Source organism: Promicromonospora xylanilytica (assembly GCF_054782895.1).
Genome location: NZ_BAAGRP010000006.1, coordinates 19,021 through 33,983, shown reverse-complemented (window position 1 = coordinate 33,983; position 14,963 = coordinate 19,021). Strand labels below are relative to the sequence as shown.

General features: G+C 73.0%; 12 protein-coding genes. 6 read left to right on the top strand and 6 right to left on the bottom strand.

Annotation, left to right across the window (positions count from 1 at the left end):
• Window positions 1-100: 100 nt before the first annotated feature.
• From ACYVK7_RS07285 to ACYVK7_RS07270, 4 genes are all read left to right on the top strand, one after another.
• Window positions 101-1,138 (top strand): ABC transporter ATP-binding protein, encoded by a 1,038-nt coding sequence (locus ACYVK7_RS07285; RefSeq protein WP_460887147.1) that lies wholly within the window; start codon window positions 101-103, stop codon window positions 1,136-1,138.
• Window positions 1,135-1,899 (top strand): ABC transporter permease, encoded by a 765-nt coding sequence (locus ACYVK7_RS07280; RefSeq protein WP_460887021.1) that lies wholly within the window; start codon window positions 1,135-1,137, stop codon window positions 1,897-1,899. Before ACYVK7_RS07285 ends, ACYVK7_RS07280 begins: the two co-directional genes overlap by 4 nt.
• Before the next feature lie 318 nt (window positions 1,900-2,217).
• Window positions 2,218-3,432, top strand: coding sequence for a S8 family peptidase (locus tag ACYVK7_RS07275; RefSeq protein ID WP_460887020.1), 1,215 nt, complete (start codon window positions 2,218-2,220; stop codon window positions 3,430-3,432).
• A 143-nt stretch (window positions 3,433-3,575) separates the two neighbouring features.
• The gene (locus ACYVK7_RS07270) at window positions 3,576-4,499 is read left to right on the top strand and encodes a COX15/CtaA family protein (protein ID WP_460887019.1); all 924 of its coding nucleotides are present in this window, start codon (window positions 3,576-3,578) and stop codon (window positions 4,497-4,499) included.
• A gap of 31 nt (window positions 4,500-4,530) precedes the next feature.
• On the opposite strand, the gene ACYVK7_RS07265 is transcribed toward ACYVK7_RS07270, so the two are convergent.
• The gene (locus ACYVK7_RS07265; RefSeq protein ID WP_460887018.1) at window positions 4,531-5,706 is read right to left on the bottom strand and encodes an FAD-dependent monooxygenase; all 1,176 of its coding nucleotides are present in this window, start codon (window positions 5,704-5,706) and stop codon (window positions 4,531-4,533) included.
• 68 nt (window positions 5,707-5,774) lie between these two features.
• Here ACYVK7_RS07265 and ACYVK7_RS07260 point away from each other — a divergent pair, with 68 nt between their 5' ends.
• Complete coding sequence (locus ACYVK7_RS07260; RefSeq protein ID WP_460887017.1) at window positions 5,775-6,389, top strand: TetR/AcrR family transcriptional regulator; 615 nt, start codon at window positions 5,775-5,777, stop codon at window positions 6,387-6,389.
• A gap of 112 nt (window positions 6,390-6,501) precedes the next feature.
• Window positions 6,502-8,601 carry a glycoside hydrolase family 48 protein gene (locus ACYVK7_RS07255; protein ID WP_460887016.1) on the top strand — a complete coding sequence of 700 codons (2,100 nt, stop codon included), beginning with the start codon at window positions 6,502-6,504 and terminating at the stop codon, window positions 8,599-8,601.
• Between the two features lie 164 nt (window positions 8,602-8,765).
• On the opposite strand, the gene ACYVK7_RS07250 is transcribed toward ACYVK7_RS07255, so the two are convergent.
• From ACYVK7_RS07250 to ACYVK7_RS07230, 5 genes are all read right to left on the bottom strand, one after another.
• Window positions 8,766-9,749 (bottom strand): hypothetical protein, encoded by a 984-nt coding sequence (locus ACYVK7_RS07250; protein WP_460887015.1) that lies wholly within the window; start codon window positions 9,747-9,749, stop codon window positions 8,766-8,768.
• Between the two features lie 66 nt (window positions 9,750-9,815).
• Complete coding sequence (locus ACYVK7_RS07245) at window positions 9,816-10,454, bottom strand: NUDIX domain-containing protein (protein ID WP_460887014.1); 639 nt, start codon at window positions 10,452-10,454, stop codon at window positions 9,816-9,818.
• On the bottom strand, window positions 10,451-12,127 hold the full coding sequence (locus tag ACYVK7_RS07240) for a CTP synthase (RefSeq protein WP_460887013.1): 1,677 nt from the start codon (window positions 12,125-12,127) through the stop codon (window positions 10,451-10,453). Before ACYVK7_RS07240 ends, ACYVK7_RS07245 begins: the two co-directional genes overlap by 4 nt.
• A 127-nt stretch (window positions 12,128-12,254) precedes the next feature.
• Window positions 12,255-13,997, bottom strand: a complete 1,743-nt coding sequence (murJ, locus tag ACYVK7_RS07235) for a murein biosynthesis integral membrane protein MurJ (RefSeq protein WP_460887012.1) — start codon at window positions 13,995-13,997, stop codon at window positions 12,255-12,257.
• Window positions 13,994-14,962, bottom strand: a complete 969-nt coding sequence (locus tag ACYVK7_RS07230) for a hypothetical protein (protein WP_460887011.1) — start codon at window positions 14,960-14,962, stop codon at window positions 13,994-13,996. Before ACYVK7_RS07230 ends, murJ begins: the two co-directional genes overlap by 4 nt.
• Window position 14,963: the final 1 nt, after the last annotated feature.

Sequence of the window (14,963 nt, the reverse complement as noted above, 5' to 3'; positions counted from 1 at the left end):
ACATCTCACACGTGCGGTCCACACCTGCGCCATCTCGTGCGACGCCGTCCCCCGCACCGCCGCCTACGATTGTTCGGTGCCCCTGTCCGACGCGCCCGCGATCGACCCCGCCGCCACCGCGGGCGCCGCACCACATCGTCCTGCCGCTGCCGCCGAGGTCGCCGTAGAAGTACGCGGCCTCGTCAAACGCTACGACGGCCGCGCGGTCGTCGACGGCCTCGACCTCGTGGCCCGCCCGGGTGCCGTCACCGCCGTCCTGGGTCCCAACGGCGCGGGCAAGACGACCACCATCGAGTGCTGCGAGGGCCTGCGCTCCCCCGACGGCGGCTCCGTGCGCGTGCTGGGCCTCGACCCCGTCGCCGACGCCCGCGCCCTGCGACCCCGCGTCGGCGTCATGCTGCAGGACGGCGGCCTGCCCACCGGGGTGCGCGCGCTGGAGCTGCTGCGCCACGTCGCCGCCATGTACGCGACCCCCCGTCCCGTCGGCGAGCTCGCCGATCGCCTGGGCCTGCACGGCTTCGCCCGCACCACGGTGCGCCGCCTGTCCGGCGGGCAGCGGCAGCGGGTAGCCCTCGCCGCCGCGGTCGTCGGGCGGCCCGACGTCGTGTTCCTCGACGAGCCCAGTGCCGGCATGGACCCTCAGAGCCGGCGCGCCGTCTGGGACCTGGTGCGCGAGCTGCGCGCCGACGGCGTCGCCATCGTCCTGACCACCCACCTGATGGACGAGGCCGCCGACCTCGCCGACCACGTCCACATCGTGGACAACGGCCGGCTGATCGCCTCCGGCAGCGTCCGCGAGCTCACCGACGGCGAGACCGGCCCGGCCACGATCCGCCTGGAGGCAACCCCTGGCCTGGACCTGACGAACCTGCTCACCACGTTGAGTGCTGGACATTCGCCCGGTCAGCGGCCCTCGGACGGGCGAATGTCCAGCACTCAACAGAGCGGAGGCGGGGGGTGGACGGCTTCCGAGAGCGAGCCGGGGGTCTACGTCCTGACCGGGGCCGTGACGCCCGTCGCGCTCGCGGCCGTCACGGGCTGGCTCGCCGGCCGCGGGGTGCTGGCGCGGTCGGTCACCACCGGCCGGCGCACCCTCGAGGACGTGTTCCTCGACCTCACCGGGAGAAACCTGCGATGAGCGCCCAGACCACGCCCGCCGCGGCTCCCGCGGTCCGCCGGATCGCGGCCCAGACCTCGTTCGAGGCGCGGGCGATCCTGCGCAACGGCGAGCAGCTGCTCGTGACCATCGTGCTGCCCGTCCTCGTGCTCGTCGGCCTGGTCCGGACGTCGTTCATCGACCTCGACACGCAGGGGTACACGCGCATCGACTTCGTGACGCCCGGCGTGCTGGCGCTGGCCATCATGTCCACCGCGTTCACCTCACAGGCGATCGCCACCGCCTTCGACCGGCGCAACGGTGTGCTGCGCCTGCTGGCCACGACGCCGCTGGGCCGCACCGGGCTGCTGGCCGGCAAGGTGCTGGGAGTGCTCGCCGTCGAGGTGGTCCAGGTGATCGTGATCGCCGGCGTCGCGCTGACGCTGGGCTGGCGGCCGGAGCTCGGCGCGCTGCCCGCCGTCGTCGGCGCGGGACTGCTCGGCACCGCCGCCTTCACGGCGCTCGCCCTGCTGCTGGCCGGGACGCTGCGGGCCGAGGGCGTGCTCGCCGTGGCCAACCTGGTGCTCGTGCTGCTCACCGTGGGCGGCGGCGTGCTGCTGCCCGCCGCACAGCTCGCCGGGCCGCTGGCGCACGTCGCGGTGCTGCTGCCGTCGGGCGCCCTGGGCGAGGCGATGCGGGGGGCGCTGCTGCACGGGTCCGTCCCGGCGTTCTCCGTGGTGATCCTGCTGGGCTGGACCGCGGCGCTCGGCGCGGGTGCGGCCCGGCTGTTCCGCTGGCACTGAGCCCCGATAGCGCTGGGGCCGGTCTGCGCTGGGTGCCGGGTCTCGGGCCGGCCTCGGTGAGATCGGTCGGTTGACCCCAGACGCGGGATGAGTTCGGCCCGTTGCCGGGATGAGATCGGGCCCTTGTCACGGGCAAGTGACCGAACCCGGCGGCGCTGCTGCCTGCCCGCCAGCCCACTTATCCGCCGGCCCCCAGCCCCGCCGGTCCGCGAAAATACCTACCGCCACTCATAGCCGGACGGTATGACCACTTCGTGAGTATGCGGGTGAAATTTGCCCTTTTAGGGTTCACTTCACCTACATTCCCCAGGAGGCAACGTGACTTCCACGCACAGCAACCGCCGTCGGCTGATCGTCGGTGCCGGTATCGCCATCGCCCTCGCAGCGGCTCCGGCCGCGGCGGCGATGACGCACACGACGCCGGACGAGGCCCCTGCGCCTGTCGCGGGCGCGCTGATCGAGGACTCGTACATCGTCGTGCTCGAGGACTCCGACGTCGCCAAGACCGAGGTCAAGGGAACGGCCAGCACCCTCGTGCAGAAGTACGGCGGCGAGGTGCGACACTCCTACACCAACGCGGTGCGGGGCTTCTCGGCGTCGATGTCGCCGGGGCAGGCCAAGAGGCTCGCGGCCGACCCGTCGGTGGCGTACGTGGAGCAGAACCGGGTGGTGACCGCCAGCGACACCCAGTCACCGGTCCCCTCATGGGGCCTGGACCGGATCGACCAGGCGGAGCTGCCCCTCGACGACTCGTACACGTACGAGAGCTCGGGCTCCGGCGTGACCGCCTACATCGTGGACACGGGAATCCTGACCACCCACGAGGACTTCGGCGGCCGGGCGGTCAGCGGCACCGACACGGTCGACGGTGACGACGACGCCACCGACTGCGCCGGCCACGGCACGCACGTGGCGGGCACCGTGGGCGGTTCGGCCCACGGCGTCGCCAAGGACGTCTCGCTCGTCGCGGTGCGGGTCCTGGACTGCGGCGGCTCGGGCAGCTTCGACGGCGTCATCGCCGGCATCGACTGGGTGACCGCCGACCACGAGGCCGGCGCGCCGGCCGTGGCGAACATGTCGCTGGGCGGCGGCTTCTCGCAGGCCGTGAACGACGCCGTCTCCGCGGCAGTCGCGGACGGGGTCACCTTCGCCCTCGCCGCGGGCAACGACAGCGGGGCGGACGCGTGCGACGGGTCCCCGAGCTCCACCCCCGAGGCGATCACCGTGGGCGCCACCGAGGACACGGACGCCCGCGCGTCGTACTCGAACATCGGCACCTGCGTGGACATCTTCGCGCCCGGCAGCGGCATCACGTCGGCCTGGTACACCGGTGACTCGGACACCAACACCATCAGCGGCACCTCGATGGCCACGCCGCACGTCGCCGGCGCCGCGGCACTCGTGCTGTCCGGCAACCCCGCCGCCACGCCGGCCGAGGTCGGGGACGCCCTGACGGGCGCTGCCCTGCCCGACGTCGTGACCGACCCGGGCACCGGCTCGCCCAACCTGCTGCTGAACGTCAGCGGGCTCTGACAGCCCTCCCTGCGTCGTCGAAGGGGGTCCCGGCATCGCGCCGGGGCCCTTTCGGCGTTCCTGACAGCCAGTCCGCAAAAGATCACATCCGGTCGGGACCGTACGCGGGTCGCACCGCCGCCGTCGGCCGCTAGCGTGGGTCCGTGACCGCAACCGCCGCCCCCACGTCCCGGTTCGCCGCGTTCGCCGGCCGGATCGACCGCTTCCGCCACTGGACGCGCACCGTGCTCATCGCGAACCTCGTCGGCCAGATCGGCATCATCGGGACCGGCGGCGCCGTACGGCTGACCGAGTCGGGGCTGGGCTGCTCCACGTGGCCGCAGTGCGAGCCGGGTCAGTTCACGCCGCAGTTCCACGAGGCGACGACCCTGCACCCGTACATCGAGTTCGGGAACCGCACGCTCACCGGCGTGCTCGCGGTCATCGGGGTGCTGCTGGCCGTCGCGGTCTGCACGGACCTCAAGCGGTCGGCGTCGTACCGTCTGCTCGGTCTGGTGCCGATCGTCGGGGTGCTGGCGCAGGCAGTGATCGGTGGCGTCGTGGTGCTGCTGGACCTGCACCCGGGCTGGGTCTCGCTCCACTTCGGCGTGTCGGCCGCCCTCGTGGCGGCGTCGCTGTACGTGCTGCACCGGCACGGCGAGGGCGACGAGGCCCCGGTGCGCGTGGTCGGACCTCGTACCCTTAGCCTCGCGTGGGCGCTCGCCGCGCTGACCGCCGTCGTGGTCGTGCTCGGCGTGCTCACCACCGGAGCCGGCCCGCACAGCGGCGACGCCGAGGTGGGCTACCGGATCGCGATCGACCCCGCGCTGCTGACCAAGTGGCATGCCGCCGCGGTGTGGGTGTTCCTCGCGGCCCTGGTCGCCTACCTGCTGGCGGTACGCGGCGGACCCACGCCGGTACGCCGGGCCGCGCTGATCCTGCTCGGCATCACGCTCGCGCAGGGCGTCATCGGGTACGTGCAGTACTTCAACGACCTGCCCGAACTACTGGTGGGGCTGCACATGATCGGTGCGGCGGTGCTCATCGCCGGCACCACGCGGGCGTGGCTGACGACCCGGGTGCGGTGAGCTCAGGCGCTCGCCGCCGGGCGGCCAGGCCTCAGCGAACCGTCGGCAGCTTCGGCGGCGTCCAGCTCGCGAACCGCGACATGCCGTCGAGCATCAGCCGGGCCGGGACCACGCTGAGCGCGGCGTTGCGCAGCCCGACGAGCGCCGGGTTGCGCAGCTGCTCGCCGAACCGGGCGCTCGCCCACGCGGCACGCAGCACGCCCGCGGTCCGCGGCCGGCGCACCCGGTCGTAGTCCGCGAGGCCCTCGACGACGGAGCTCGCCGCCGACACCGACGCCGCGAGCACCACCGCGTCCTCGATGCCCTGGCCGCCGCCCTGCCCCACGTTCGGCGGCATGGCGTGCGCGGCGTCGCCCACCAGCGCCACCCGACCCCGGGCCATGCGCGGGATCGGCCGGGGGAATCCGTAGAGGTCGAGCTGCTGCAGCTGTTCGGGCCGCGTCACGGCGAGCACGTCCGGGATGGGGTGGTGCCAGCCGGCGAAGGCCGCCTGAGCAGCGGCCAGGTCGGTGGCCGGGTCGCCCGTCGGCCGGCCGGCCGGACCGACCTGGGTCCCGTACCAGTACAGGCGCCCGTCACCCAGGGTGATCAGACCGAGCTCGCCACCAGGACCCCACGTCTGGGACATCTCGGTGACCCCCGGGTTGTCGAGCACCGCGAGCCAGGTGGTCGACCCGACGTAGACCGGCTCGGCCGCGTCGGGTGCGATCGCGGCCCGCAGGCGCGACCGGACGCCGTCGGCGGCGACCACGAGGTCCGCGCTCAGGGTGGAACCGTCCTCGAGGGTGACGGCCGCGGGCCGCGCGACGTCGCCGGGATCGACCGCGACGGCGGATGCGCCGTAGGTGACGTCCAGGTCGTCCAGCCCGCCCAGCAGCGCCTCCTGGAGCCGCGGCCGGTGGAAGGCGATGGCCACCGTGCCCAGCCGCGCGGCGATCTGCTCGGGCGAGACATGCACCAGCGTGCGCCCGGCGCCGTCCCGGAGCCTGCCGGGATAGGCCCGCTCCCCCACCGCGCGCACGGCGTCGCCCACGCCCGCGGCGTCCAGGCCGCGCAACCCGTTGGCGAGCAGGACGATGCCGGCACCTGTCGTACGCGGCTCGGGCGAGCGCTCCAGCACCCGCACCTCCCAGCCGCAGCGGAGCAGCGCGTTGGCGGTCGTCAGCCCCGCGATCCCTGCCCCGACGACTATCGCGCTCCTGGTCATGCGGCCTCCCCGACCTGTCCGGTTTACCACTACGTTCGTTGTAGTACACATGGTGCCATACTGGGACGGTGCCCCGTACCAACCCCGCCCGACGCCACAGCCTGGCCGACACCGCCATCACGCTGCTCGCGACGGACGGCGTGCACGGGCTCACCCACCGGTCCGTCGAACGGGCCGCCGGCCTGCCCGCCGGGACCGCCTCCAACTACTTCCGCAACCGCGAGGACCTATTGGTCGCGGCGGCGGAGCGGATCGTGGAGCTGCACCTGGCCGACATGGAGCGCGACGACGCCGCAGCCGTCGAGGAGGCAGCGCGCCAGGCTCCTGGCGGCCCGACGCCGGACCTCGCGGAGCTGATCGCCGCCTCGCTGGAGGCGGCGGCGTCGACGCACCGTGACCGTTACCTGGCGGTGTTCGAGCTGGTGCTCGAGTCCCGCCGCCGGCCCGCGCTCACCGCCGCCCTCGCCCGGCTCGCCGGAGGCGCCACGGGTTTCACCGGCGACCAGCACGCGCGGCTCGGCCTCGACCTGCCGCCCCGGGCGGTGCCCCTGCTCATCACGCTCTACGGCGGTGCGCTGTTCACCCTCGTCACGGCACCGGCCACCCCGGACGGCCCGACGGCGCTCGACCTGGCCCGCGCGATCGTCGCCGGCGCGCTGGCCGCCACCGACCCACCGGTGTGAATCAGTTAAGTCCGTTGCCTGCGCGAGCTGCCGCGCCGACCGTCGAGATGCGCTCGCGCCGCGGGCGCCGTTCGACGACGCACGCACCGACGCACGCACCGGAGGCCATGCCATGAACCGAGTCCGAAGGCGGAGAGTCCTAGCCGCCGCAGCACTGGCCGCACTGTCCCTCGGCGCCCTCGGCATCGCGCCGGCGGCCGCCGGGCCCGCCAGCTCCGCCGAGGCCGACGCGGACCCCGTCACACAGGCGGCGCCGCGCACCGTGACCGGGGAGTACGCCGACCGGTTCCTGGAGATGTACGCCAAGATGCACGACCCCGCCAACGGCTACTTCTCCGCGCAGGGCATCCCCTACCACTCGGCGGAGACGCTGCTCGTGGAGGCGCCGGACTACGGCCACGAGACCACGTCGGAGGCGTACAGCTTCTGGCTGTGGCTCGAGGCCTCGTACGGGCAGATCACCGGCGACTGGGAGCCGTTCAACAACGCCTGGGACACGCTCGAGGCGTACATGATCCCCACCACGGAGAACCAGCCGACCAACGGCGCGTACGACCCGGCGTCGCCGGCCACGTACGCCCCGGAGCACAACCACCCGAGCGCCTACCCCGCGCAGCTGGACTCGGGGGTCGCGGTGGGTCAGGACCCGATCGGCGCGGAGCTCAGCCAGACCTACGGCACCGACGAGGTCTACGGCATGCACTGGCTCGCCGATGTCGACAACGTGTACGGCTTCGGCGCTGCGCCCGGCTCCTCCGAGCTGCTGGGTCCGGACTACGAGGGCACCTCGTACATCAACACCTTCCAGCGCGGCCCGCAGGAGTCGGTCTGGGAGACGATCCCGCAGCCCGCCATCGACGACTTCTCCTACGGCGGCCCGAACGGCTACCTCGACCTGTTCACCGGCGACGCGAGCTACGCGCGCCAGTGGAAGTACACCAACGCCCCCGACGCCGACGCACGCGCCGTCGAGGCCGTCTACTGGGCCAAGCAGTTCGCGAACGAGCAGGGCGCCGGCGGCGAGATCTCCGGCACCGTCGACAAGGCGTCCAAGATGGGCGACTACCTGCGCTACTCACTGTTCGACAAGTACTTCAAGGAGATCGGCTGCGAGTCGACGGGCTCCCCGGCGGGGTCCGGGCGCAGCTCGGCGCACTACCTGCTGTCCTGGTACTACGCGTGGGGCGGCGCCCTGGACACGAGCGGTCCCTGGGCGTGGCGCATCGGCTCGTCGCACGCGCACTTCGGCTACCAGAACCCGCTGGCCGCGTACGCGCTGTCGAGCGACGCCGACCTCGTCCCCGCGTCACCGACCGCGCAGGACGACTGGTCGGTCAGCATGGACCGGCAGCTCGAGTTCTTCCAGTGGCTGCAGTCGTCGGAGGGCGGCATCGCGGGCGGCGCCACGAACAGCGTCGACGGGTCCTACGGCTCGCACCCGGCGGGCACGCCCACGTTCTACGACATGGTGTACGACGAGGCGCCGGTGTACCACGACCCGCCGTCGAACCAGTGGTTCGGCATGCAGGGCTGGGGCGTGGAGCGCATCGCGCAGCTGTACCACCAGACGGGCGACGAGCGCGCGCAGTCCATCCTCGACAAGTGGGTGCCCTGGGTGCTGGACGAGATCACCGTGACGGCCGACTCGTGGCAGGTGCCGTCCGAGCTCTCCTGGACCGGGGCGCCCGACACGTGGAACCCGGACAGCCCGGGACCCAACACGGGACTGCACGTCGAGGTCACGTCCCACGGGCAGGACGTCGGCGTGGCCGGCGCCATCGCCCGCACGCTGATCTACTACGCCGCCGCCTCGGGAGACCAGGAGGCGGCCGACACCGCCAAGGCGCTGCTCGACGCGATGTGGGAGCAGAACAGCGACGAGAAGGGCATCGGCACCGTCGAGTCCCGCGCCGACTTCGGCCGGTTCGACGACGAGTACCAGCCCGGCGGCGACGGCGTCTACGTGCCCGAGGGCTGGACCGGCACCTACCCCAACGGTGACCAGGCGAAGGCCGGCGTCTCGTTCCTGGACCTCCGGTCGTTCTACGAGGACGACCCGATGTTCGGCGAGGTCCAGGAGTACCTGGACGGCGGCGACGTCCCGCAGTTCACCTACCACCGCTTCTGGGCGCAGACCGCGGTAGCGACGGCCATGGCGGAGTACGACCGCCTGCTGGGCGCGGGCGCGAGCACGGACACGAGCACCGAGTAGCCCCCGCCGAGGTAGTCACCTGGCGAGGTAGTCGTCTGGCGAGGTAGTCGTCTGGCGAGGTAGTCGTCTGGCGAGGTAGTCACCTGGCGGGAGCCAAGTGACTACCTCGCTACGTGACTACCTCGCCAGACGACTACCTCGCGCGGACCGCGGGTGGCGGAGGGTCAGACCTCCGGGATCCAGAGGTCCTCGCCCGACGGCGGCGTGCCGACCGGGCCGCCGCCCACGGGCACCGCCTCCGGCAGGTCGCCCAGCGCGCGCTGCGCCACGGCCCCCGACGAGAAGTTCGCGTAGCACTCGGGGCAGTACCAGTCGGGCGTCGGCACCGGGGTGTCGAAGCCGCCGTACACGACGTCCGGCTCGAGCTTCATGTTGTCGTGGATGGCCTGGCCCCACACGATGCGCTTGGTGGCGCCGCGCTGGCCGCACGAGGGGCAGGACGGGCGCATCTGCGCCCGCTGCGACAGCACCGGGTGCGGGTGCAGCAGGGCGTGGCACGGCGCGCAGACGAGGAACGTCTGCTCGATGAGCTCGCCCAGGGGCCGCTCACCGGTCTGGCCGGTGTGGGCGCCGTCGTCGTGCGGCCGCAGCTGCATCACGTCGACGAACCGCTCGCACGAGGCGCAGCGCTCCTCGCGGCGCAGGTCGGCACCCGCCACCTGCTTGTGGCCGAGCAGGCGCAGGACGTGCAGGTTCGGCGACAGCTCGTCGGTCTCGCAGTTGCCGGCGTCGAGCGTGCCGGTGGCGCCGTGCTTGTACTGGTGGGCGATGCCGTCGAGCACCAGGCGGGCGTGCTCCTGAGGCAGCCAGCCGGACGACCGCGCGTACGCGGCGGCACCGTTGAAGAGGTCGTCCCACACCACGGGCTTGTCCGGGCCGAACACCTCGTCGCTGACCCAGTCCTCGCCCTGGCTGGTACCCATGAGTTCGACGGCAGCCACGATGCCGGGCTCGGAGCCCACGACGGTGACGACCACGTCACCGCGCTGCGGGCCGTCCGCGCCGCCCGGCAGGCGGTGCTCGTGGCTGCGGCTCGCGATGGCGACCGCCTCGCCCAGCCAGTCCTCGGACCAGTTGAGGTAGACGGACGGAACGAGCCACGCCGGAAGGGACGATACGTTGGGAAGCATGTCGGGTTCGCTGGTCACGCGGGGAGAATAGCGCAGCCCGATGACGTCGCTCTAACCACGACCGGCCACCGGGCTGCACCCAGGTCAGTTCCTGCGGTACTCCCAGGGGCTGTCCACCGGCCGCAGGGTCTCCCAGTCGGAGGCCCGGCCGATCGCCGCGGCGAGCACGCCCGCGATGGTGGCGGCGTTGTGCAGCTTGCCGGCGAGCGCCAGCGCGGCCGCCTCCTCGAGCGGGACGGGCACCACGACCATGTCCGCCTCCTCGGCCTCGCGCGTGTGCAGCTCGTCGTCCGGCACGGGCGTCAGGTCGCGCGCCAGGTAGACACGCACTGCCTCGTTGCTGCCGCCCGGCGTGGGCAGCAGGTCGAGGAGCACGTGCCAGGTCCCGGCGGTCATGTCCGCCTCCTCGGCCAGCTCGCGGGCTGCCGCGACGTGCGGGTCCTCACCGTCCAGGTCGAGCAGGCCGGCGGGCGCCTCCCAGAGGAAGGCGCCGACCGGGTGCCGGTACTGGCGCAGGAGCAGCACGTCACCGTCGTCGTTCAGCGCCACCACGACGACCGCGCCCGGGTGGTCGACGTACTCGCGGCGGACGATGCCGCCGGCCTCGCCCAGGTCGACCTCGTCCGACACCATGTCGACCACGAAACCCTGGAACGGGACGTCCAGCCGGCGGGCAGGGCGAGGGTCGATGACGTCCGTGACCTCCCCGGTGTCCGAGGTCATGCGGACTGCTTCTCGAGCGCCGCGGCGATCAGGCCGGAGAACAGCGGGTGCGCCCGCGTGGGACGCGACTTGAACTCCGGGTGGGCCTGCGTGGACACGAAGTACGGGTGGATGTCGGCCCGGAGCTCGACGAACTCCACGAGCGACGAGTCGGGCGACGTGCCGGAGATCAGCAGGCCGGCCTCCTCCAGGTCCCCGCGGTAGGCGTTGTTCACCTCGTAACGGTGCCGGTGCCGCTCGGACACCCGCTCGCTGCCGTACGCCTTGGCCACCACGGAACCGGCGGTGAGCTGCGCCTGGTAGGCGCCGAGGCGCATGGTGCCGCCCATGTCGCCCTCGCCCTCCACGATCGCCTTCTGCTCGGCCATGGTCGCGACGACGGGGTGGCTGCTGCTCGGGTGGAACTCGGTGGACGACGCGTCCGCCCAGCCCAGCACGTTGCGCGCGTACTCGATGACCATGGACTGCAGGCCGAGGCAGATGCCGAGCGTCGGTACGAGGTTCTCGCGCGCCCAGCGCAGCGCCCCGACCTTGCCGTCGATGCCGCGCACGCCGAAGCCGCCGGGCACCAGGATCGCGTCGACGCCCTCGAGCGACGCCTGCGCGCCCTCCGGCGTCTGGCAGTCGTCGGCCGCGACCCAGCGGATGGCGACCTTCGCGTCGTTCGCGAAACCGCCGGCCCGCAGCGCCTCGGTCACGGACAGGTAGGCGTCGGGCAGGTCGATGTACTTGCCGACCAGCGCGACCTCGACGTTGTGCTCGGGCTCGTGCACGCGCTCCAGGAGCCGGCTCCAGCCGTCCCAGTCGACGTCGTGGAACGGCATGCCGAGGCGGCGCACCACGTAGGCGTCCAGGCCCTCGGAGTGGATGACGCGCGGGATGTCGTAGATCGACGGGGCGTCGGCGCAGTTGATCACTGCCTCGTTGTCGACGTCGCACATGAGGGCGATCTTGCGCTTGATGCTCTCGGGCACCTGGCGGTCGGAGCGCAGCACGATGGCGTCCGGCTGGATGCCGATCGAGCGCAGCGCGGCCACGGAGTGCTGCGTCGGCTTGGTCTTGAGCTCGCCCGACGGGCCGATGTACGGCACCAGCGACACGTGCAGGAAGAACACGTTGTCCCGGCCGAGCTCGTGCCGCACCTGGCGGGCGGACTCGAGGAAGGGCTGCGACTCGATGTCGCCGACGGTGCCGCCGATCTCGGTGATGATCACGTCGACGGCGTCGGACGCCTGCTCGCGCATCCGGAACTTGATCTCGTCGGTGATGTGCGGGATGACCTGCACGGTGTCGCCCAGGTACTCGCCGCGCCGTTCCTTCGCGATGACGCGGGAGTACACCTGGCCGGTCGTCACGTTGGACGAGGCGGGCAGCTCGACGTCGAGGAAGCGCTCGTAGTGCCCGATGTCCAGGTCGGTCTCGGCGCCGTCCTCGGTGACGAAGACCTCACCGTGCTGGAACGGGTTCATGGTGCCGGGATCCACGTTGAGGTAGGGATCCAGCTTCTGCATGGTGACGCTGAGGCCACGCGAGCGGAGAAGACGACCGAGCGATGACGCCGTCAGCCCCTTGCCGAGAGAGGACGCCACACCACCGGTGACGAAGATGTGCTTGGTCGGCGTGGACGCGCCGGACCGCTGACGGGACTGGAGACTGCTTCGGTGTTCGACCACGGAACTCCACCCTATCCGAGGTACGGCGTGCTCGTGGTGTAACTCCCAGCACACCCGCCGTTCACTCGCGGATTGTCGGTTTGTTCCGATCGAGTCTGCCCCCGCCGCGCGTTCCTCGCTCGCTCAGTCAGGCCTTCCTGGAGAACTTCCTCCGCAGTGCGCCGAGCCGCGGTCCGACGGCGGCTCGCAGGCCGGGGTCGAGCAGCGCGGCGATCACGAGCGTGACGGCCGCTGCCAGCAGCCCGACGGCCAGGCCGACACCCAGCTCGACGGCGAAGGCGCCACCGCCGGGCGGTACCTCCGGGTGCGGCGCGGACGGCGACCAGCCGAAGGAGAACCGCCCCGGCGCGAGCCACCGGGGCACCAGCCAGCCGACGGCGGTCCCTGCGCCCACGGCCACGACGAGCACCCCGAGCGCCCGCCAGACGCCCCTCAGCGCGTCGGGCCCCAGGTGCCTGCGCACAGCCAGGAGCAGCCCCAGCCCTGCCACGACCATCCCTGCCGTGCCGACGGCGCCGAGGACCGCCATGACGTCGGTCCGCAGCGCGTACTGGGCGCAGGACGGCACCGTGCAGCCGGGGCTCGGCGACCGGCCTGCGAACAGCAGCGGCACGAGGGCCGCGCCGAGCGCGGACACGCCCCAGCCGCTCGCCGTGGCGATGACGGCGGCCCGCCCGTGGTCGACGGCGTACAGCGCCCGGGACAGGTGCAGGATCAGCGCGAAGCCGATCAGCCCGGGGGCCAGCCAGATCAGTCCCGTACCCATGCCGGGGGCGTCGCCCCGCACGATGACGTCGAAGACCCCCTCGACGAAGGGCGCCGCGGCCATCAGCGCGGCGACGCCGGCGGCCGTCACGAGCAGCAGGCTGCGCGTCGTGCGCGCCACCAGAGCGCGCAGCTCGCGGAGCCGGCCGGCCGACGCGTGCTCGGCGAAGTGCGGGAACGCGCTGGTCGCGATGGGGAACGCCAGCACGGCGTACGGCAGGAGGTAGACCTGCTGCGCGTACAGGTAGACCGACAGCGTGCCGTCGCCGCCCGCGGCGTTGGCCGCACGCAGCGTCAGGAAGATCGACAGCTGCTGGACGACCAGGGCGCCGACGCCCGCGAACGCCAGGCGCGCGGCCCGCGGGCCCTCCCCCGAGGGGAAGCGGAGCGTGGGGCGCAGGCGCAGCCCGGTGCGCCACACGGGCACGACGAGCGGCAGGGCGAGGAACAGGACGCCGATCGTGGTGCCCCAGGCCAGCCAGCCCAGGGCCCGCTCCGACAGCGCCGCGACGTCCTGCTGGTCGCCGTGCGCCAGCGCGCCGAAGACCCCGTAGACCACGATCACGACGAGGCTGGAGACGAGCGGCGCGAACGCCGGCCAGAAGAACCGCTTGTGCGCCTGGAGGATGCCGCCCAGCACGACGGCGAGGCCGTACAGCGGCACCTGCACCGCGAAGACCCGCAGGAAGCCCGTGGCGACGTCCACGTGCACCGGGTCGGTCAACCCGGTCAGGCTGATGATCGGGCGCGCCAGGAGCGCCATGAGCCCGGCCAGCGGCACCAGCACCACCAGCGTCCAGCCGAGCAGCGCCGAGGCGATCCGCGACGCCTGCTCCTTCGAGGCGGCCGTGCCGTCGGCGGTGAACGCTGCCCGGCTCAGCGGCCCGGCCAGCAGCGGCACGACGGCGCCCGCGAGCGCGCCGCCCGCCGCCACCTCGAAGAGCAGGTTGGGCAGCTGGTTGGCGGAGTTGAAGACCGTCCCGACGCCGTCGGACCCGAGCCATGCGCCCTGTCCGAGCCAGCGGCCGAAGCCGACGATGCGGCTGGCGAGCGTGACGACCGTGACGAGCAGCGCGGCGCCCGCCAGGGTTCTGAAGCGGCTCACGCTCCCGGGGACGCCACGGGTCCGCTGGTCGGACCCGTACCGCTGATCGGGTCGACGCCGCTGGTGGGGCCCGCGCTGCTGGTCGGGCCCGCCGGGGCCTCGTCCGGGCGTCCTGCGTGCTCGACGGCCGGCCGCCGGCCGAGCATGTCGACCTTGTTCAGCCACTCGTTGCCCGCGATGACCTTCGAGAAGCTGACCTTCTCCGAGGCGAGCATGAGCCCGACGACGCCCGCGAGCGCCGCCCACCGCACCGCACGGGGTGTGCCGAACGCGATCTGGCTGCCGACCAGGGCGCCGAGCGCGTTGGCGCCGCCGTCGCCCAGCATGTCCTTCTCCCCCAGGTCGCCAGGGGCGGCCGCGGCGGCAGCGCCGACCACCGCGCCGGTGGCGCCGCCTGCGCCGCCCAGCAGGAGCGGGACGCTCACTGCCGTGCCGGCCTTCAGCGCCCGGCCCGGGCGCAGGTCGAAGAGGTTGATCAGGTTCGCGGTGCCCCCGATGAGGGCGCCGTTGAGCCCGACGTCGACCAGGTGCCCGAACGCGCTGCCCGTGCGGGGTGTGCCCGCGGCGGCGGCGACGAGCGCGGAGCCGGAGATGCCGAGCACCTTGAGCCCGCCGGTGGTCAGCCGTCCCTCCCGGAGCGCACCGAGATGGCCCCGCAGGCCCTTGGTGCGCACGGAGGTGTCCTCGGCGAGGTCGTCGACGAGGCCGAAGCCGCCGGCCGCGGCCGTCGCGAACGCCGTGGCCCCGGGGGCCGTGCCGCCGCTGACGGCGGCGCCTGCCACCAGGCCGGCGGTGACCGCCGGGCCCTCGAGCAGACTGATCGGTTCGCCGCGGTGGTTGGTCCGCGTCCACAGGGCGGAGCCGCCGAGGCCGCCCTCCGCGACCTTCTCGTCCAGCTTGCGGCGTGCGAACGCCGTCACGGCGCCTGCGACGATGCCAGCGGCGATGAACCTGCCTGCACCCATG

What these genes read in the sequence shown, in the direction of transcription:
- ACYVK7_RS07265 (WP_460887018.1), bottom strand. Translation starts at nt 5,706, where the DNA reads ATGACCAGGAGCGCGATAGTCGTCGGGGCAGGGATCGCGGGGCTGACG.
- ACYVK7_RS07280 (WP_460887021.1), top strand. Translation starts at nt 1,135, where the DNA reads ATGAGCGCCCAGACCACGCCCGCCGCGGCTCCCGCGGTCCGCCGGATC.
- ACYVK7_RS07230 (WP_460887011.1), bottom strand. Translation starts at nt 14,962, where the DNA reads ATGGGTGCAGGCAGGTTCATCGCCGCTGGCATCGTCGCAGGCGCCGTG.
- ACYVK7_RS07255 (WP_460887016.1), top strand. Translation starts at nt 6,502, where the DNA reads ATGAACCGAGTCCGAAGGCGGAGAGTCCTAGCCGCCGCAGCACTGGCC.
- ACYVK7_RS07245 (WP_460887014.1), bottom strand. Translation starts at nt 10,454, where the DNA reads ATGACCTCGGACACCGGGGAGGTCACGGACGTCATCGACCCTCGCCCT.